The organism is Enterococcus rotai (assembly GCF_001465345.1).
Lineage (GTDB): Bacteria > Bacillota > Bacilli > Lactobacillales > Enterococcaceae > Enterococcus_L > Enterococcus_L rotai.
The window spans coordinates 2,826,008-2,845,276 of sequence record NZ_CP013655.1 but is presented as its reverse complement, the minus strand read 5'-3'; the positions used below and the strand labels follow the sequence as shown (position 1 = coordinate 2,845,276).

The 19,269-nt window shown below is 36.3% G+C and carries 15 protein-coding genes and 2 pseudogenes; all 17 read right to left on the bottom strand.

All coding sequences use genetic code 11. The features are described from left to right. Positions 1-7: 7 nt before the first annotated feature. Positions 8-1,342, bottom strand: coding sequence for a PTS galactitol transporter subunit IIC (locus ATZ35_RS12575; RefSeq protein WP_208927537.1), 1,335 nt, complete (start codon positions 1,340-1,342; stop codon positions 8-10). An 18-nt stretch (positions 1,343-1,360) separates the two neighbouring features. Further along, complete coding sequence (locus ATZ35_RS12570) at positions 1,361-1,816, bottom strand: PTS sugar transporter subunit IIA (protein ID WP_208927536.1); 456 nt, start codon at positions 1,814-1,816, stop codon at positions 1,361-1,363. Between the two features lie 2 nt (positions 1,817-1,818). Then, the gene (locus ATZ35_RS12565) at positions 1,819-3,792 is read right to left on the bottom strand and encodes a BglG family transcription antiterminator (RefSeq protein WP_208927535.1); all 1,974 of its coding nucleotides are present in this window, start codon (positions 3,790-3,792) and stop codon (positions 1,819-1,821) included. A gap of 207 nt (positions 3,793-3,999) precedes the next feature. Further along, positions 4,000-4,905, bottom strand: coding sequence for a magnesium transporter CorA family protein (locus ATZ35_RS12560; protein WP_208927534.1), 906 nt, complete (start codon positions 4,903-4,905; stop codon positions 4,000-4,002). 130 nt (positions 4,906-5,035) lie between these two features. Then, complete coding sequence (locus ATZ35_RS12555) at positions 5,036-5,458, bottom strand: MarR family winged helix-turn-helix transcriptional regulator (protein ID WP_208927533.1); 423 nt, start codon at positions 5,456-5,458, stop codon at positions 5,036-5,038. 175 nt (positions 5,459-5,633) lie between these two features. Beyond that, positions 5,634-6,605 (bottom strand): LacI family DNA-binding transcriptional regulator, encoded by a 972-nt coding sequence (locus tag ATZ35_RS12550; RefSeq protein WP_208927532.1) that lies wholly within the window; start codon positions 6,603-6,605, stop codon positions 5,634-5,636. A gap of 13 nt (positions 6,606-6,618) precedes the next feature. Further along, complete coding sequence (locus ATZ35_RS12545; RefSeq protein WP_208927531.1) at positions 6,619-9,924, bottom strand: GH36-type glycosyl hydrolase domain-containing protein; 3,306 nt, start codon at positions 9,922-9,924, stop codon at positions 6,619-6,621. Positions 9,925-9,938: 14 nt separating this feature from the next. Continuing rightward, complete coding sequence (locus ATZ35_RS12540; protein ID WP_208927530.1) at positions 9,939-12,086, bottom strand: glycoside hydrolase family 3 N-terminal domain-containing protein; 2,148 nt, start codon at positions 12,084-12,086, stop codon at positions 9,939-9,941. A 47-nt stretch (positions 12,087-12,133) separates the two neighbouring features. Then, the gene (locus ATZ35_RS12535; RefSeq protein WP_208927529.1) at positions 12,134-12,964 is read right to left on the bottom strand and encodes a carbohydrate ABC transporter permease; all 831 of its coding nucleotides are present in this window, start codon (positions 12,962-12,964) and stop codon (positions 12,134-12,136) included. Positions 12,965-12,978: 14 nt separating this feature from the next. Beyond that, entirely contained in the window at positions 12,979-13,863 is an 885-nt protein-coding gene (locus ATZ35_RS12530; RefSeq protein ID WP_208927528.1) for a carbohydrate ABC transporter permease, read from the bottom strand. 131 nt (positions 13,864-13,994) lie between these two features. Next, complete coding sequence (locus ATZ35_RS12525; RefSeq protein WP_208927527.1) at positions 13,995-15,236, bottom strand: sugar ABC transporter substrate-binding protein; 1,242 nt, start codon at positions 15,234-15,236, stop codon at positions 13,995-13,997. A gap of 277 nt (positions 15,237-15,513) precedes the next feature. Next, positions 15,514-16,200 carry an alpha/beta hydrolase gene (locus tag ATZ35_RS12520; RefSeq protein ID WP_208927526.1) on the bottom strand — a complete coding sequence of 229 codons (687 nt, stop codon included), beginning with the start codon at positions 16,198-16,200 and terminating at the stop codon, positions 15,514-15,516. Between the two features lie 205 nt (positions 16,201-16,405). Then, a complete protein-coding gene (locus tag ATZ35_RS12515; protein WP_208927525.1) occupies positions 16,406-16,720 on the bottom strand; it encodes a carboxymuconolactone decarboxylase family protein in 315 nt (104 codons plus the stop codon). A 23-nt stretch (positions 16,721-16,743) separates the two neighbouring features. After that, the gene (locus ATZ35_RS12510; RefSeq protein ID WP_208927524.1) at positions 16,744-17,157 is read right to left on the bottom strand and encodes a cupin domain-containing protein; all 414 of its coding nucleotides are present in this window, start codon (positions 17,155-17,157) and stop codon (positions 16,744-16,746) included. A 34-nt stretch (positions 17,158-17,191) separates the two neighbouring features. After that, a complete protein-coding gene (locus ATZ35_RS12505; protein WP_208927523.1) occupies positions 17,192-18,175 on the bottom strand; it encodes an aldo/keto reductase in 984 nt (327 codons plus the stop codon). Between the two features lie 168 nt (positions 18,176-18,343). Beyond that, positions 18,344-18,727, bottom strand: a pseudogene (locus ATZ35_RS12500) (MerR family transcriptional regulator); the annotation flags it as partial. Between the two features lie 71 nt (positions 18,728-18,798). After that, a pseudogene (locus tag ATZ35_RS16950) lies at positions 18,799-18,969 on the bottom strand (winged helix-turn-helix transcriptional regulator); the annotation flags it as partial. Positions 18,970-19,269 lie beyond the last annotated feature (300 nt).

Sequence of the window (19,269 nt, the reverse complement as noted above, 5' to 3'; positions counted from 1 at the left end):
TTTCAGTTTATTTAGTTTGTGCTGCTTGTCTTTTTGGTAAAATTTTATTTACATAGATCATTCCAGTTAAGACCACAACGCCAATAATCGTTAAACCGCCCCAACTTAATATTTTGGTTAGACCAATATACATCCATGTCGTCCATAATCCACCTTCTGCTAGTGCTGTAATACTAGAATTTCCTTGTTTTGCCGCTTTAGCTGACATTGTTACTAGAGGTGCTACCCAAGAGGTGATATATAGGATACTGACCATATAAATCGAACCTGCAATAACTGTTCTTACAATATTTCCTGCAAAAACAGCTGCCATTAAGCACACTAAAAATGGAATCGTTGCAAGGTCTCCAAATGGTAAGGTTGTATTTCCTGGTAGTATCACTGCAAGTAAAATCGTAATTGGAACTAATAGCAAAGAAGATGACAAAACAGCTGGATGTCCTACTGATAAAGCTGCATCCATCCCAATGTATAATTCTCTTCCTGGAAAGCGTTTCTTTACAAACTCATTGGCAGCTTCTGAAATTGGCGTTAAGCCTTCCATCAACAATGCGACCATTTTCGGCATCAAGACCATTACCGCGCCTGTTTTAACAGCTAATTGCCCAACTCCTGCAACATCATATCCTGCAAAAAGACCAATCACTAAACCAATCAAAAAGCCCATCACAGTTGAATCTCCGAAAATACCAAAACGCTTTTGAATCGTTTCTGGATCAGCCTTCCAATGTTTAATACCGGGAATTCGGTCAAACAACCAATTCATCGGAATTGCAAAAATGAATCCAGGGGCAGCTGTTCCGTGCGGGAAGGTAATATTAGGAAAACCGTAAAACTTTTTAACGATTGGCCCTAAAATATCCCCAAACAGTAAGATCATCATCATATAGACAACAGTTGCTGCAATGCCCATTGCAAAATTTCCTGTTAAAGCATAAATTAGAGAGGCAATGAATGCCCCATGCCAAAAGTTCCATATATCCACGTTCAATGTTTTCGTCAACCCTAAAATAATCAGCACGACGTTTAATAAAACCCCAATCGGAATCGCTAAACTTCCTAAAACTGTTCCGTATGAAATTGCGGCAGCGGCTGGCCAACCAACATCGATCGTAGTTAAATTCAAACCAAAACGTTCCACCATGGCTTGAGCTGCCGGACCTAAACTTGTACTCAATAAATCAATCACCAGATTCAATCCAACAAAACCAACACCAACCGTTAAAGCAGATGTGAATGCTTTACTCGGTTTTGTACCAAGAATCATTCCAAAAACAAAAATCAAAATCGGTAAGACAACAATTGCTCCTAAATCAACAAACCACTGTAATGCATCTAACATATCATTTCCCCCATTTCTTTAGGCTAAGCCAACATGATGAATTATCTGAATAAATTCTGCTTTCGTTTGACACTGATATAAGCGCTCCATGATTGCTTGTTCTTGAATCATACTAATTAACTTTTGCAACATTTCTAATTGTTCATGAGGTTCTTTTAAAGCCAACATAAAAATCATATGAACGTCGACTGGCTTGTCATTGGTACCCATTTCAAAAAAAGTAACTGGTTCTTTTAAAGACATAAAGGCAATTTGGGATTTTTTTACATACTCACTATCTGTGTGGGGTATGGCAACACCGATCGTGTGAACAGGAAGACCCGTTGGAAATTTTTCTTCTCTTTCAATAATATGTTCAAGAAAATCATTTGTAATAAACCGTTTAGCCCCTAATTGCTCTGTCAATCGTTGCAAAGCGTCATTTCTATCTTTTACTTCCACCTGAAATTCAGCAATTTCACTATCAAAATACATCTTCAACATTCCCTCCTGCTCAAACAACGCATTAATTCTTCAATCTCTTGACTGTCAATAATTCTTTCCACTCTCTCTTTAGAGTCGATCATGTCATATAAAACGGAAACTAAGTCTTTGGCGATCGTCATATCTTTTTCAGCAATAGCAATCATGACAATCAACCGAACCTGATTGACGCCCCATTCAACAGCTTTGTTCGTCGTCATAAAAGCTAGTCGTGTTTCTTTAACCGTCTCTGGTGCTCCATGAGGAATTGCTACGCCACTGACAATACTAGTATTACCAAGCGCTTCTCTTTGTAAAATAGCTTCTTCAAATCCATCATTTACCAACCCTAAATCTTGGTATTGCTCAATTAAAAAGGTTAAAATATCCTCTTTTTTCTCAAACTCCTGATGTAAGAAGATTAAATTTCGATCAATAAACCGTCCTAAAGAAACTGTTTTTATTTCTTTTGAATACGTAAATGTTTTTTCATTCTCGCTGATTGTAGATAAATAGGTTGCGATCATTGAAACCTCTTCAGCTGTGGGTAACGCCGAAACATGAAGAATCGGGATCCCTGATACCTCGAGCGGAACCGCTGCTATGATCAAATCAACGTCATCGATTGGATTGCCCAATAATTGCTTTTCTGAAGCAATTTCTACAATAACACTTGCAGGTAAGTTCTGTTTGATCCGATTAAAAATCAATTCTGATGTCGCTAAACCATTACCACAAACAATCAATACATGTTTAGTTAACTGAATTTTCTCAAAGGCAATTTGAAAATGAATCGTCAAAAAGGAAACTTCATCTTCGTTTAAGAATAAATTGTCGTATTTTTCAAAGACAGCTGCTGCGTATTGCGTGAGTGTAAACATCGTTGTATACTGCTTTTTAATATTTTCTTTAAGTGGGTTTCGCACATAGATATCATTTTTCAATCTATGAATCATTGGCATGATATGAGCAAGCAACGAATGAAATAACTGTTCATCTTCATCCACTTTTACATCAAGTAAATGGGCCATCTCTTTGATCAACGCACTGGTCACTTGGTGAATTTTTTCATCGACCGGCAGATCGATCATCCCAGGGACAACACCATGTGCTAATAATAATGAGCATAAATATTGAATATCTGGTTTATAAAAAATGCAGTTCATTTCTTGATTCATTTCTTCAGAAAAATTTAGCGCAACCATATAAAGCTGCATTTTCTGTAAGTCTTTAAAAACAAATTCATTCTGCTCTTCTACATGATGTCCCGCTTTAAGCCGAGTCAAAAAGATCACTAAGGATAACTTTAACGAATAAACAAAATAATCATTCAGAGTTTTCCCCGTATGCAGCATTATTTTTTCAATAAAACCGAATACATGTTGCATAATCGTTGGCTCAAAGATTTCTGAGAAAAATGAAAAACGATCATTTTGTCTTCTCTCTGCTTGCGGGTGGTATTTCTTGCTATAACGAACCAAATACTTTTTATAAACTTTTTGAATGTGGGTTTCCTTTTCAAACGTGGGTACATTACGATTTTTTAATTTATTTAGTCCACTGCTATTTAAATAGTCTAGAACCTCGTCCATGTCTTTTTTGATTGATTGTTTACTAACTAAAAATCGTTTTGCATACACATCATAGGTCAATCTTTCATCAAAAAGTAAAATCTCGGATAGCATAATCAATTGTCGATACGCTGGTGAAAATACTTCATCTTCTAAAATAGTGATACTTTCTTGTAACAGATATCCTTTGAGCCGTTCTTTTGCTGCTCTAGATCCTACTAAATATAGCCCTTTTCTTGGAACTCGATCGACCGTTAAGTCATTTTCTGCAAGATACTCTTCAATATTTTGCAAGTCATTATAAATCGTCTTATTCGATACTGATAATTCCTTACTGAAAAAACTTGTTGCTTGATACTCCTGTTGAAACAAGAGTAAGCGAATCAACTCATTTTCTCTTTTTGTCAGTTTGTTCATTTGCCACACCTCCGGAAAGCGCTTTCCATAATTGAAGTATACGAATAATTTGTCCGATAGTAAATCATCTTCTGCTTCCACATTAATGTGGAAGTGAGTATTTAGAAGGTTATTTTTTTATTTAGAACTATATGTTAAAGGAGCTGAAACAAAAGTAAAGATCACTTTTATTTCAGCTCCTAAGTAGGAATATACAGTTATGTCATGTTATTTTAAAATAAGTCGTAAAATAAAGGACAAGCCAAACCAACCAATCAAACTAATCCCGATCGCAATCACCCAACCTAAAATATTATGTTCTAAAGGCAATGGCATATTCATCCCGAAAAAACCAGTGACGATTGTTGGTATCGTTAATAAAATAGAGAGAATCGTCAAAATTTTCATCGTATCATTTAGATTGTTATTCAAAATATTATTATAAGTACCTGATAATTGCTGTAAAACTTGGGAAGTTAACTGAGCCATTTCAACTAACTGTCTCGCTTCAATCTGTGTATCTTCCAATTGTTCCTTTTCAATATCATTTAGGTTTTGAAAAATCACATTCGTTTTTATTTGATCCAATAAAACAGCATTTTGCTTTGTCGCGGACATAAAGTACGCAACCCCTGTTTCAACATCTGATAAAGCCAGTAAATTTGTTTTAGTCGTTTTCTCTTTCAGCATAGTATTGATATGATTTCGCTCTCGATCCATTGCTTCGATTACAGGGAAAAATTTATCTGTAATAATAAATAAGCTAGAAAAAAGGAACTTAAAAATCGATACGTCTGTATTTTTTTCTAGATACTTCTCCATATACTGAATAATATACATATTTTCACTGTTGGTTATGGTCAACATTCGTTTATCTTTGATCAAAAAGGTCATTGGGATCGCTTCGTAATGATTGTTACTCTTCCCTTTTCTCGGAACATTATAAATTAAAATAAAGGTTTCTAATTCGCTATCATATTCAATACGAGCCCGTTCATTTTTATCTAATGCATACGAAATAATTTCAGTGTCAATCTCATATTGTTTATATAAATCAGAATCTGTTGCTACCTGATCTGAATTAATATTGATCCAAATATTTTCACCATTAGCGAATTTTTTCTCTGTTATCATAAAAAAACCTCCATCTTTTAAAGGCTAGATACGATACGTACCCAATGTACTTTGCCCTTTTTACCCAGAATTTCAAGGGAAACTCTGAACAAGCTCCTTTAATTTAATTTATAAAAAATAGTGTTTCATACTAGTCAAAGTTCTGCTTAGCCTTAGACAAGTTGACCTCTAGTTGCTCTTGTTCTTTTTCAGTCAACCCATTTCGAACTTTCTGATCCAACTGTTCAAAAATAAGATTCACTTGCTTCACTAGCTGCTCGCCTTCCGCTGTAAGAAAGATATTTTTCTGTCGCTCATTACTTTTAGGGATTTCACGATAAACCATTTTTCGCTCTTCTAACCCTTTTAAAATATTGGTAACCGTTGCTTGTTTTTTACCAAGATAATCTGCTAATTCCCGTTGGATCGTCCCAGGATGAATAGATATATAGCTAAGGCTACGGGCTTGTAAACTATTTAATTGCAATGCTTTTAATCTTGCAACAACGTATTTTTGTTGTAAAATCCCCAACGTATAAACTTTTTCCGCTAGGCCATCTCGATTTGTACTCATCCTTATCACCTCTACCACAATAGTTTAAACCAAAACACTTAACTTTACAACTGTTTAAAAATAATTAATAAAAAAATAGATGTGAACCAAAAGTCAACATCACTTTTGGCTCACACCCTAAAAACGACTAAACTGTTATCCTAATTTCGTCATCTCTCTATAAAAATATCGTTTTTTATTGCTCATTTTCAGGAAATGAAGAACCATCGATAAAACTAGTGTAGATATGGTCATCCTCTGTTTCTTCTCCTGTAATCAACTGAATGATCTTTTCTGCTGCTAACATGCCCCAACGGTGTTTAGAATAAGATATGGTCGCTAATCTCGGTTGAATAAAAGCGCTGATATCAATGTTATCAAAGCCAATCAAGCGGATCTCCTTACCAATTTCATACGGTGTTTCTTTAAAATATTTATAGACACCAATCGCCATTTCATCATTCAATGCGAAAATATCCAGTGGAAATGTTGGTTCTTTTACCATGATTTCTTTCGCTGCTCGGTAGCCTGAAGGTTCGGTAAAGTCACCTGAAATGATCTCGTGATCTATATTAAACCGTTCTAGTTCTTTGATACTAGCACTCAAACGTTCTTGACCGTCATAGCTCTTTTCTGGACCAGTAATCAAATATAATTTTTCTGTTTGACAAGCAACTGCTTTTTCAATCGCTAAAGTCGCGCCGCCTCGATTGTCAAGTAGCACCTTACGCACATTTTTATGCGTAATCAACCGATCTAAAATCACCAAAAAGTGACCTCGATCCGCATATTGCTCAATTTCCTTATTCTTAAAAGTCCAATCTAAAACGATTGCGCCATCTATCATTCGTTCAGGAATAAATAAATGTGATTTATTCCCGCTACAAACAATCATTTCAAAATTTTGAGCTTCTAAGCCCTTTTTGATACCATCTAACAGTTCGCCATAAAAACTACCGCCGTAATCAGCAAGATACACACCGATTATATTTGTTTGCTGTCTTTTTAACGTACGAGCAGCCATGTTAGGAACATAGTCCAATTCATCTGCAATCGCTTGGATTCTTGCTCGAGTTGCTTCAGTAACTTTTGGACTGCCATTTAATGCATAAGAAACAGTTGAAATCGACACCCCTGCTTTTTTTGCAATTTCTTTAATTCCTACCATGAATGCTCATCTCCTAACAAAAAATATCTATTTGATTTTCTTTCTCATCTAAACAAGCCGCAAGCTCTTCAAGGGACACAATATAACCGCCTTGACGATAAGGATTTTGTTCTCGTTCTATAGTCAGCTCTTGACCATTTGCAACTACTACTGATTTTTGACTAGCTAAATGAAACACAATCTGGACATCCTTATCAGCTATACGATAGACCATTTCTAATCCATCTAATGCTTTTGGTAAAATCGGATCAAAAATTACCTGTTGTTGCTCTTCTCGAATGCCTAATACATTACTCAACAATTGATTTATATAGATTCCCGGACCACTAGAGTAAATACGCCAACCACCTTTGACACCTACACGCCCCGTTTTTAGTTGATCAAAATGGGCTTGAGCATCATATCTCGTTTTAAAATCACCATCTGAGCTACTAAAGTAGACATTCGCTTGGCGAATTTCCGCATTTTCCACATGATCTTTTAGCTGAATGGGGTTAATAATTGTCAATGCTTGCCATGTTTCATCGCCTTTTCCAAGTTTTGCCATGGCTTCGGTAAAGCGAATATGTGCGTGAACATATTGTAACCCGATTTCCCGCCCAAAATTTGCTGATTGTTCAGCCCGTTTGAAGTTAGTGCTCACCCCACCTCGATAAGTAGCTGGTCGGTTCATCAGACGAACACCGTCGGGAAACTGTAAATGTTCTTTAATGATTGCAACATGCTTTTCGGCTTGCTCTGCCGTTAGTATTTCAGCAATCATACTACGAGTCATTGGCAGTAAACGATATTGGATCCCTGTTTTTTTATCCGTTGGATGAATCATCAATTCTACATGATCTGGATCTTCCATATAAACAAAACCTGGAATAGTTTCAGTCGATAACAGATACTTTTCAAAATCCTTTTTTATGTTTACAGCCAGTTCTTCTAAATGTTTTCCATAGGCACTATCGACTTCTATCAACAAATGGGCTAATTTTTTAATTACCTGATATGTTAAAGCTACGGTCCAACTACTTGCCATATATTTTTTTAATTTATTATCATAAGGTTGTAAAGTGTCATCCCAGTCACCATCACTATAGCAAGATAGATACGTTCCTTCTAGAAAGTTGGCTTCAATATAGTGAATTTCCTTTTTCACATGATCAAACAAGGAAACTGTCTCATCCGTTTTTAGGAATGTTTTTCGATCAGTGTATGGTATTTTTTCTTCTAGAATGTCAAAATTTTTGGTTTTAGCTAAATAATCCGCTACGATTTTCATCGGCCAAACAATTACATCACCATGGCTTTCATCGGCTTTTTGTTTTTCATAACGATCAAACATAAACCACTGAGGCCAATTTCCGTCATCATTAAATTGATTGGCATAGACATTTTTTATGATTGAACCCACAATCTCTGGTTTATTGACAGCTAAGAAAAATTCTGTTGGTCCTTGAGAGACATCTCTGGTTCCCCAAGCCGCCCCTCCGTATTGCTCTAAGCCATGAGGAGAAAGATAATGCACTAACATATTATGTGTATACCAACGAGCTAAAATATTCATTGATTCGACCGCTTCAGTGGCATGCGTTAATTTAAAATGATTCAACAAACCATTTATAAACCCTAAGAATTGCTCATTTTCCTTAGCATAAGTAGTCTTTATAACTTGAAATGGAGCTGCTGTCAGATTTGCTTGGATCTGCATCGAAAACGTTGCTTGCGCTTCTATGACAAAGATGGTCAAAACTTTTTCAGAATCCCCTGATAAAAAAAGACGCTCATCAGTCAACTCAAAAGGTTTATCCAGTGAAAAATAATAGGTTAGATCTGGGTATTCTTCGTGGATGACTGAATCTGTTGTTGCAGTCACTTTGAGCCGTTCATCCACTTTTGTTATGTTGACTGTCGGTTCCTCTTCATCCGCATTCATCACCAATTGATTCGTTACAGCAAAGGTATAGTGTAACCCATTTTGGCTAGTTACTTCCGTACGGATTTCTTTTGTATCACATAACGTGAACGTTCTCACAATAAGTATATCATTCTCTAATTTATAATACCACGTAGCAGAATTTAATCCCATCTCAAAAGCGGATGGCATCGTTAATATACGCCACTGTTTCCCTGATTTGAGGTAGATTCTTTGCCCTGATTGCTTCATAATATTTAATGAGTTGCGACTATTGCTCATCAATTTATTCATTGATGTATTCCCTAAAACAATTTGTGAATTGAATAAACCATACATGTAAACCGTTGTGCTTAATTCGGGATGCTCCACATCTAATTCTGTGCCGCTTAATAAAATATGACCATGCGCTCGTTCCATTGCGACTTCCTTTTCTTTTAACACAACGTGATGATAATCTTTCGTAAAGAAAGAGGCAATTTTTCCATCGATTGTTTCAATTTGCTCTTGTTTAAGAAATAGTTCATGCAGTTCTTGTTCCGTTAATGTTGCCCCGATGATTGGTTTCCCTAATGTTTTTACACTATTTTTCCCTTGTCCTGCATTGTTTTGACTATTCAAGGAATCATACTCTTTTTTTATATCAGCTTTCGAAACAAGCGGTTGTTCAATTACTGTCCGTTGATTCTTGATTGGAGCGCCATAAAAAACGATCGACGTTGCCTCACGGTTTATATCATAAGTTTCTGTCTGTAACGCAACATAAGCAAACTCGTATTGATACACTTCATTTGCCAAAAAATCTTGTTTTAAGGCTTTTGCTTGATTCGTCTCTTTATAGTCACGATCAAAAAATTGATACCCATCTGTTGAAAATGCTACTAACGAATTAAGACTTCCTTGTTCAATCACTGGAAAATTACCGTCTTGCGGTTGATTTTGGCGAGAAGAGATCGTAATCGTACCCGCTTCTTTTGAAACATGATGATCCACGTATTGTGACATATACGCTTCATTCGATCGAACAGCCCCTTTTGTGGCGTTCCCAATATCTTGTCCGTAAATAACATCTACTTTTTGACCAGAACCAGTTAAACTCACCTGCCAAAACCAAACACCAGATTTTGCAATTTGAAACTCTACTTGATACGCTACCCCTAAAAACTCTCCTTGCCAAGTAGCTTGTTTTTCATCGATATAAAAGGTACTTGTTGCGTTTGAACCGATCATTGGTGCTGTTTGAATACCATTTTGAGTATACACTCTTAAGTAGAGTTGGTTACAGCTACCATCAAGTCGATTACCATGGAGCTGATTGATCATAATCGTTCCATTTAAAATTTCGTATAAATCCCCTGTTTCTAAAAACGAGAAGGTTGTCCCGCCATTTTCAATCGTTCGTTTTTGATCTGTCATCTCACTCTTCCTATCTATTTCAGTAATTTGAATGTGGTTGTTTGGACATCTCTGCTATTTGCGCCAATCATGATATCAAATGTACCAGCATCACTAGTGAAGGCTTGATCACTATGAACATAGCGTAATAATTCTTCACTGATCGTAAATTGGACAGTCTTTTTCTCATGTGCTTTTATGTTTACTTTTTCAAAGCCTTTTAGTTCTTTTACCGGACGAACAACTTCGCCGACTTGATCACGAATATATAATTGGACGGTTTCTTGCCCAGTTCGTTCGGATTGGTTTTCTATCGTAACCGAAGCTGTGATCGTTTCATGTAGTTTCATTTCATTCTTACTTAGCTTGAGGTCCATGTAAACAAACTGACTATAACTCAATCCAAATCCAAAAGGATATTTAGCAAAATTTGATACATCTAGATATTTTGAGACATATTTTTCATCACCAGGTTTATATGGTCTACCTGTATTATCATAATTATAATAAACAGGGACTTGTCCCACCGTTTCTGGAAATGACATACTTAAACGGGCACTCGGATTGTATTCGCCATACAAAATATCTGCCAGTGCTGCACCACCTTCTGTCCCAGGAAACCAAGCTTCAACAATGGCTTTGGCTGAGTCGATACCTTGTAGATCTAATGGTCGGCCATTATAAAGGGTTACGATGATCTGATCGTTCACGGCTTGAATTGCTTTGAATAAATCGAGCTGAGCTTGCGGTAATCGAATATCGCTACGACTTGAGGCCTCCCCACTCATCCATTCTTCTTCTCCGAGAGCCAAGATAACCTTATCTGCTTCTTTTGCTAAAGCAATCGCTTCATCAATTGCAGCTTGAGTTGGTTTAAAGTAATCAAAAGCCTCCGTTCCGATTACATATTCTGCCGCAAGTTCGCTAACACCTTGCGCTAATGAAACTGCTTCTTCTTTTTTTCCTTGCCAAGACCAAACACCAATAACGTCATGAGAATCAGCTGCTGGTCCTACAATTGCAACTTTTTCTTGTTTTGATAATGGTAACATCGCTTCATTTTTTAATAATACGATCGATTTTTTTGCAACATCTCTGGCAATTTCCCGATGTTCTTTTGATAAAACAACTTCTTTTTCTAAGGCAATATCAGCCCCTCTATGGGGATTCTCAAATAAGCCTAAATCATTTTTCAACGTTAAAATGCGTAAAACTGCTTCGTCAAGAATTGCTTCATCAAGTGTCTTCTCTTCAATTAAGTTTTTTAAATTTTCTGTATAGCACGTTGTCATCATTTCAATGTCAACACCTGCTTTGATAGCTAATTCAGCTGCTTGTTTTTTATCTTGTGCAACACCATGAGGAATTAATTCAATTACGGCTCCCCAATCGGAAATCACTACCCCATCAAAACCAAATTCTTTTCTCAAGACATCCCGAAACAACCACTTATTCCCTGTAGCTGGAACACCATCAACTGTATTAAATGAAGTCATCACTAATTTTGCCCCCGCATCAAGCGCGGCTTTATACCCAGGTAAATAGCTATCTCGTAATTGCCTTTCAGACATATTGACTGTGTTATAGTCACGACCACCGATTGCAGCACCATAAGCTGCAAAATGTTTAACACAAGCTGCTACCCGGAAAAAGTCATTTTTTAAATCCTCCCCTTGATAGCCTTTAACGAATGCCTCAGCAAAGCGACTATTCAAAAAAGAATCTTCCCCAGTTGACTCCATAACACGCCCCCAACGAGGATCACGAACCAAATCAACCATCGGTGAAAACGTCACATGTAAACCAGAGACTGCAGCTTCTTTCGCTGAAACCTCTGCAACTTTTTTAGCTGCTTCAAGATCCCAGGAGCTTCCTAACCCAAGCGGTATTGGAAAAATCGTCCGAAACCCGTGGATAATATCCGCCATTAAAATTGTTGGAATGCCCAGACGATTATTTTCCATATAGGCTTTTTGTACACGGATCGCTTCTTTGGCTCCAGAAATGCCTAGGGTTGTTCCTGCATTATTGATGTCATCCTGTGTTAAACCAAGATCTGTCATCGGACCTGTTTTTTCTTCTGCTTTTTCAGAATAAAATTCAGCTGCCAATTGTAATAATTGACCCACTTTTTCATCTACTGTCATTTGCTTCAGCAACTCAATCAGTTCTTTTTGTTCCATTGTCCATTCACCTTTTTCTTTTTATTTTGGGTAAGTATTCTGTTCGCTTACTTAATTCCAGAAACATTAAATCCTTGTAAAATGTACTTTTGAAAAATTGAAAAAACAATCAAAATTGGAATGACCATAAAGGTCGCTCCTGCCATTTGTAACGCATAATTATTACCATGTTGTCCTTGAAGCAACTGCAACCCAACAGATAACGTGTAATATTTTTCATCATTGGCAATGATCAACGGCCATAAGAATGAGTTCCAACCACCTATAAAGGTTAAAATACCTTGGACAGCTAAGATTGGGCGACTAACAGGTAAAATGATTTTGAAGAAGATATACCATTCGCTAGCACCATCTAATCGAGCAGCTTCCAGCATTTCATTTGAAATAGTATTCATAAATTGTCGAAACAAAAAGATTCCAAACGCACCTGCTAAACCTGGTAAAACGATTCCAATCAACCTATTTGTCAACCCTACAGAGTTCAGTAATAAATACACAGGAATCATCGTTACTTGTCCAGGAATCATCATTGTCGCTAAAACCATGAGAAACAATCCGTTTTTCCCTTTAAAATCAAATTTAGCAAAACCGTAACCAGCCATTGCATTCAGTAACAATCCGACAAACGAACAGGCTGTAATGATCAAGGTGTTTTTTAGGTAGGTCCCAAAATTTAATCTAAAAAACAGCTCTTTGAAGTTGTCGAATGTTGCCTCTTTTGGAAATAAACTAGGAACGATTTGATTGATTTCCGCGTTTGTCTTAAAAGAAGAAAAAATCATCCATAGAAAAGGAAAAAAGGTCATAATTCCCAGAACACCTAAGAGGATACCGATAAAAAGCTTAAAACTCATTTGCGCATTTTTATGTGAATTCATCTCGTTCTCTCCTTTTACCCTTCATTTTCTTTTTGTTTTGTTTGAATTTTCATTTGAATACTCGTCACGATAATGATTGCAATAAATAAGATGACTGATCCTGCTGCTGCATAACCAAACTTATTGTATTGGAATCCTCTTTGGTAAATAAATAGCGCAACAGATAATGTGCTGTCTAAAGGACCTCCTTTGGTCATAACAAATGGTTCATCAAAGAATTGGAACCAGCCGATCAATGTTGTGACCGTCACAAAGAAAATTGAAAACTTTAGTAATGGAATCGTGATTTTTAAAATTTGTTGCCACTTATTGGCTCCGTCCATTTCAGCTGCTTCATAATATTCTTTCGGAATCCCTTGAATTGCCGCTAAGAAAATCAACATGTTTAATCCAATTGCCTTCCAAACTGCAATGATAATCAAAGATAATTTCGATGTACTGGGATCCGTCAGCCACATAATTGGGCCAATATTTAAGTAGGATAATAAATGATTCAATAACCCAATCGTAGGATTGTATAAATACATCCAAACAACAGATACAGCTACTGTATTTGTGATCGACGGGCTATAAAATACTAGACGCATAAACGAGAAAAATTTATTTTCTCCAAAATTGATCATAATGGCTAAAGCTAAAGAAGAAAGAATAACAAGCGGCACGCCAATTATGACGTAGTAAGCCGTATTAAACATTGCCTGACCAAAGACTTTATCATTAAATATGTTTAAATAATTTTCCAAACCAACAAAATTGATTCGAGAAAAATCAGCTAAGCCAGCTAAACTCATATCGGTAAAACTAATCGTTACCGCAATAAAAATCGGTATGATCGAAAAAACAAGTAATAAAGCAACGGCTGGCGCGATAAAAAAATAAGGCGATTTTGATTTTTTCATAATGCTTTCCTCCTTATAACTCAATAAAAGGCCATGTTCTTAGTATTCGACTAAGCGGTGGATACAGACGCAATTCCTTCTGTCCCACCCTTTAGTCGATTCTTTCCCTTTACTCCTTTTGCTCCTTACACTTATTTAATCAAGCTTTCCGTTTGTTCGTTTAGTTCATCCATTGCCTCTTGAAGATTTTTATCACTTACTACGACTTGCTCCCATTGTTTCATGAAGTTTTGCGAAATTTCATCCCATTGTTTTAATAATGGCATAGGTTGTGACTCATTTAATTGTTTTCCAAATACCGAAATCAGCGGATCGTTTTTGAACACATCAGAATTCCACGATTCTTTATTGGTTGGAAGTGAATTTGTACTTTCAAAGAACTTCGTTTGATTTTCAGGTTTTGAAAGATATTCGATCAATTTCATTGCATCTTCTTTTTTCTTAGAACTATTAAAGACTGCTAAATTTGCTCCCCCTGTTACGGACATATTGTTGACAGGTCCCTTCGGTAATTCGGCTACGCCCCATTTTCCATCGATATCAGGAGCTGAATCTTTAATACTGTTGATCATCCACGGACCACTGATAAACATTGGCACAACACCTTCTCCACCAAAACTTTGACCGATCTCTAATCCTAAGTCTGTTTTAGGAGCCGAACCATCCTGCACTAATTTATCTAAAAATTTTAAAGCGTCCACCATTTCTGGTTGATTAAATAGTGGTTTATCGTCTTTATCAAATAGTTTAGAACCGTTTTGGCGAGCAAACATAAAACCGAATGTTGGCTCTTTCAGTTCTACACCAAATCCATATTTATTATCGCCGCGGGCAGCTAATTTTTTGGCTGCATCAGCTAACTCATCCCAAGTTTTAGGGGCTTCTTTATAGCCAACACTTTCCAATAAATCTTTTCTATAGTAGAGTCCACGAGTTTCTGTATACCAAGGCACTGCATAAGTTTTTTCGCTAAATGTTGTTGTCGCCACAGAACCATCAAAGAAATTATCTGATTTCATGACGTCACTTTTTTGAACATCTTCTGTAATATCCATTAACGCTCCAGCATCAACAAATTCACTCATATATGTCGTACCCATTTGAACAACATCAGGACCTTCTTTAGAAGCCACTGCTGTGAGTAATTTATCTCTTGAAGTGGACCATGGAATACTTTGAATCTTGACTTTGATTCCTGATTCTTTTGTAAATTCGTCAACAATTGGCTTGATTCCTTGATCGCCATCACCCATATACCAAAATGTCAATTCATTTGAAGCGCTTTCTTTATTTCCCGAAGAACATGCTGCCATTACACCTACAGTTGCGAATAAAGTTGTTCCAAGTAAGCAAAGCTTTTTCCATGATTTCATACTTCCACTCCTCAATATTATTTAGTGAAACGTTTCTACAAAAATGATTATATTCCTTAATTATATCAAAAGCAAGCGTTTACTTTATTCGTATCAGGTTAAATAATACTAATAATAGTTATGCGAATTAGATATAAATAGAAACGTTTCACTAAAAATGGCTGGAATAGTCGCTTTTTACTCTGCATTTTTTCTACCTATTTATCCATAAAAAAACAAAAATATCCTCATACTAGATTTAATACCTAGTCAATGAGGATGTCATGGTTCCAATTATTTAGTTTAGGATAAACTCCTTGATATCTTCAACTGCACGTTCTTTATTTCCACCTAAAAATAGCTGATGTCTGCCGTTCTCGTATATTTTTAAAGCGACCTGTGCGTTAATATTTTTGGCTAAATAATAAGCACTCTTGTAGTGAGTCGTTTCATCTTGTCTATTTTGCAGAATAAGTACTTTTTTCTTTAATTCAGATGGGTGTTCTTTCTTTATTTTTTTCTTTGTTTTTTGAAGTAAGGATAAGAATTGAACACATGAGTGAATAGAAATCGATTTTGCCGAATCAAAATAATAATCTAATTTTTCCTGTTTTTTAAACACTAATCCCTTTATGAGATCTTGGCTAATGACGTTTGCGTTATAAAGATAAATCGGTGTGCTACACAAAACCAATTGATCGATCGATGCTCGTTCTGATGCCTGGATCGTCAGTAACCCTCCCATTGAAAATCCAACACAAGTAATCTGAGTATAAGTTTGCTCAAGTTCATCTAATTTCTGTTCAACATCTGCCAACCATTGATTTGAAGTTGCTTTTGAAAAATTTTCCTTATTTCCATCATGTCCGGTTAGTTGAATCCAAAATGAATCAAGATTATTTTGTTTTAAGTAATCGTGCAAATAGAGAATTTCTTTTTCATTACCGCCAAACCCGTGGATGATCAATATTGCTCTTTTTTTCATGGTCTCTCACTTTCTTTCAGCTAAATAACAGTAGTTCTTCACTTATCAGTTGTTTGCTCTTTCCTCTACTTTACTATTTTAACTGGATTGTATCTATTCATTCCGTTTTTTTTAAGTAAATTTAATAAAAAATTAGCAGTTACCGACCAAATGATGATAAAAAAAGTGGAATGCTTTTAGACACCAGCATCCCACTTCTTTTATTTTATTCTCCAAATATTTCTTTGGCCAACGAAAACGTTGACCAAGCTTTGGGCCAACCGGTATAAAAAGCTAGATGAGTGATTAACTCGACCATTTCATCTTTGGTCACACCATTTTGTTTCGCCATTTTCATGTGTGCTTCTAGTTGCGGCATACCTTGGGTTAATAAACTCGAACAAGTGATCAAACTACGGTCACGAGGTGAAAGTTGTTCTTCTCTAGACCAGATTTCACCAAATAGTATGTCGTCATTTAATTCAGCAAATTTTGGTGCAAACGCTCCAAGTTGATCCCTGCCTGCTGTTTGTTTTTTCATGAAATAGGACTCCCATCTTTTATTCATTTCTTCAATTGATGATAGCTTTCATCTGAAACTGGTTCTAACCATTCTGGGGTCCCAGCAGTAATTGCTAGATGTTCAAACCAACTATCGACTGCAGCGCCATGCCAGTGTTTAACACCATCATGGATAATAATAACATCACCAACTGTCAAAAATTGTGCTGGTTTTCCCTCTTCTTGATACCAGCCTTCACCACCTGTTACTAGCAACAATTGAAAGCCGTTATGATGAATATGCCAATTATTGCGACAACCAGGTTCAAATGTTACATTGCCCACCCCAACATTGATTTTTGGATCTGCTACTAAATTTTTCAAGTAGCTTTGGCCTATAAAGTAATTAGCAAAGGCTTCATTTTTTTCTCCTATTGGAAAAATCACACCCTCTTTAACTTCTTCGAACTTTGGCATTGCTTATCCCTCCTACTACTATTTTTTTAAACAATTATTGGTGGCCAACGACCTTGTGCGGAACATAAGGCTCTTCTAAAAATTCCACCTCAGCCTCTGTTAAAACTAAATCTAGGGCTGGAATCGCATTAGTCAAATGACTTTCTTTTGTTGCGCCAATAATAGGTGCAACAACGGCCTCTTTTTGAAGCAACCAAGCTAGAGCTACTTGCACGCGTTCTACACCACGTCTCTCAGCAATTTCGGCAACTCTTGCAACAATAATGTGATCTTGATCCGCTGTCGTGTCATATTTTGACATCGCCATTTTATCTAATTCAAAACGTTTTGTTTGAGCACTCCAATCTCGAGTTAAGCGACCAGAAGCTAATGGACTGTATGGCGTAACAGCAATTTTTTGATCCTCACACAATGGCAGCATTTCTCTTTCTTCTTCACGGTATAACAGGTTCAAATGATTTTGCATAGAAACAAATTTTGTCCAGCCATGTTTATCAGCTACGGCCTGTGCTTTCGCAAATTGCCAAGCGAACATCGCTGAAGCGCCAATATAGCGAACTTTTCCTGATTTCACTAGATCATGCAAAGCTTCCATTGTTTCTTCGATCGGTGTCTTGTAATCCCAGCGATGAATGATATATAAATCAACATAGTCCATGCCTAAACGTTCTAAGCTCGCATCGATTTGATGAAAAATTTCTTTTCTTGAAAGCCCTCCACTGTTTGGCACATTTTTTTTCATGGTTGTAAACAACTTGGTGGCAACAACAATTTCATCGCGATTTGCATATTGATTGAGTGCTTTTCCAAGAACACGCTCACTTGCACCATAAGAATAAACATTCGCTGTATCAAAAAAATTAATGCCCAAATCAAGCGCTTTTTTAATGACTTTCATACTCTCGGCTTCTTCTAAGACCCATTCATGAAATCCGCTATTAGGATCTCCAAAGCCCATCGCACCCAAACAAAGCCTTGAAACCTCCATTCCAGTGTTACCAAATTTTACATACTCCATTATATTTCCTCCTTAAAATAATTTTTTTCTTTAACCTGACCATAGTTTATCTCTTAAAGTGCACTCTAAGTCAAGCGTTTTCTTCATTAGCTAAAAAACTTCCAAATGCCGATCGACTCTAAAAGTTATTTTTAGAGATCATCAACATTCAGAAGTGATTGATTTTGTTCATTTATTCAGATTAAAAGCACGTAAAGAATTTTCTGCTGGAATCATGTGCTCATCATAATTGGCTAACTTAAACTCCAATCTATCGATCGCTGTATCTAATTCAGAAGCCTTTTCTTTTAACATTTTAATTTGCGCTGCAATAATTTCTTTACGTACTGGAACTGTTTCGTCTCCTACTTGGAATAGGTTTATATAGTTCACCATAGATTCAATAGACAAACCAGCATTCCTCATCTGCCGACTAAAAACAATCCAGCGTAGATCTTCTTCATCAAAATCCCGAATCCCATTAGCCGTACGTTTCACCGGTGGAATCAAACCAATTCGTTCATAATATCTGATTGTGTCCGCGGACACACCACTTAATTCACTAACTTTTTTATATTCATATTTGACTCTCCTTCCACGCCACCTAGTAAGTCCTGTTTATTGTGCTTACAATTAAGTACAGATTAAGAATAATTTGTCTTTTTAATCGCTAAATCACGCTTTTTAGCATGTGCTTTTCCAAGTTCACACAGTTGATGGAATAATGAGATGAATTGTTTTCCATAATCAGTTAAAGAATATTCGACTTTTACAGGAACTTCTTCTGGAAAAACAATTCGTACGATCAAACCACTTTTATTTAATTGCGTGGTTGCTCATTCATTACTTTTGTAGAAATTCCAACGATATGATAATTATAGCAAAGAAATAGTCTGTCACCAATTAGAACTAGCTAAAACACTTAGAATTTTCGACATTTCTTTGTAAAAATGTATACAAAAAAGCAGATGCTAAATATGAAAAAAGTTTAAATTCTTAATCCTGTTTTAAAAGCTGGCAACGCTTCTTTTGATACTGTTTTGAAATTGTAGACTTCCGGTAAAAATATCTTTTATCCCCATTTCCAACTGACACAATAGTCGCAATTAGTGGCT

What these genes read in the sequence shown, in the direction of transcription:
- ATZ35_RS12575 (WP_208927537.1), bottom strand. Translation starts at nt 1,342, where the DNA reads ATGTTAGATGCATTACAGTGGTTTGTTGATTTAGGAGCAATTGTTGTC.
- ATZ35_RS12570 (WP_208927536.1), bottom strand. Translation starts at nt 1,816, where the DNA reads ATGTATTTTGATAGTGAAATTGCTGAATTTCAGGTGGAAGTAAAAGAT.
- ATZ35_RS12565 (WP_208927535.1), bottom strand. Translation starts at nt 3,792, where the DNA reads ATGAACAAACTGACAAAAAGAGAAAATGAGTTGATTCGCTTACTCTTG.
- ATZ35_RS12560 (WP_208927534.1), bottom strand. Translation starts at nt 4,905, where the DNA reads ATGATAACAGAGAAAAAATTCGCTAATGGTGAAAATATTTGGATCAAT.
- ATZ35_RS12555 (WP_208927533.1), bottom strand. Translation starts at nt 5,458, where the DNA reads ATGAGTACAAATCGAGATGGCCTAGCGGAAAAAGTTTATACGTTGGGG.
- ATZ35_RS12550 (WP_208927532.1), bottom strand. Translation starts at nt 6,605, where the DNA reads ATGGTAGGAATTAAAGAAATTGCAAAAAAAGCAGGGGTGTCGATTTCA.
- ATZ35_RS12545 (WP_208927531.1), bottom strand. Translation starts at nt 9,924, where the DNA reads ATGACAGATCAAAAACGAACGATTGAAAATGGCGGGACAACCTTCTCG.
- ATZ35_RS12540 (WP_208927530.1), bottom strand. Translation starts at nt 12,086, where the DNA reads ATGGAACAAAAAGAACTGATTGAGTTGCTGAAGCAAATGACAGTAGAT.
- ATZ35_RS12535 (WP_208927529.1), bottom strand. Translation starts at nt 12,964, where the DNA reads ATGAATTCACATAAAAATGCGCAAATGAGTTTTAAGCTTTTTATCGGT.
- ATZ35_RS12530 (WP_208927528.1), bottom strand. Translation starts at nt 13,863, where the DNA reads ATGAAAAAATCAAAATCGCCTTATTTTTTTATCGCGCCAGCCGTTGCT.
- ATZ35_RS12525 (WP_208927527.1), bottom strand. Translation starts at nt 15,236, where the DNA reads ATGAAATCATGGAAAAAGCTTTGCTTACTTGGAACAACTTTATTCGCA.
- ATZ35_RS12520 (WP_208927526.1), bottom strand. Translation starts at nt 16,200, where the DNA reads ATGAAAAAAAGAGCAATATTGATCATCCACGGGTTTGGCGGTAATGAA.
- ATZ35_RS12515 (WP_208927525.1), bottom strand. Translation starts at nt 16,720, where the DNA reads ATGAAAAAACAAACAGCAGGCAGGGATCAACTTGGAGCGTTTGCACCA.
- ATZ35_RS12510 (WP_208927524.1), bottom strand. Translation starts at nt 17,157, where the DNA reads ATGCCAAAGTTCGAAGAAGTTAAAGAGGGTGTGATTTTTCCAATAGGA.
- ATZ35_RS12505 (WP_208927523.1), bottom strand. Translation starts at nt 18,175, where the DNA reads ATGGAGTATGTAAAATTTGGTAACACTGGAATGGAGGTTTCAAGGCTT.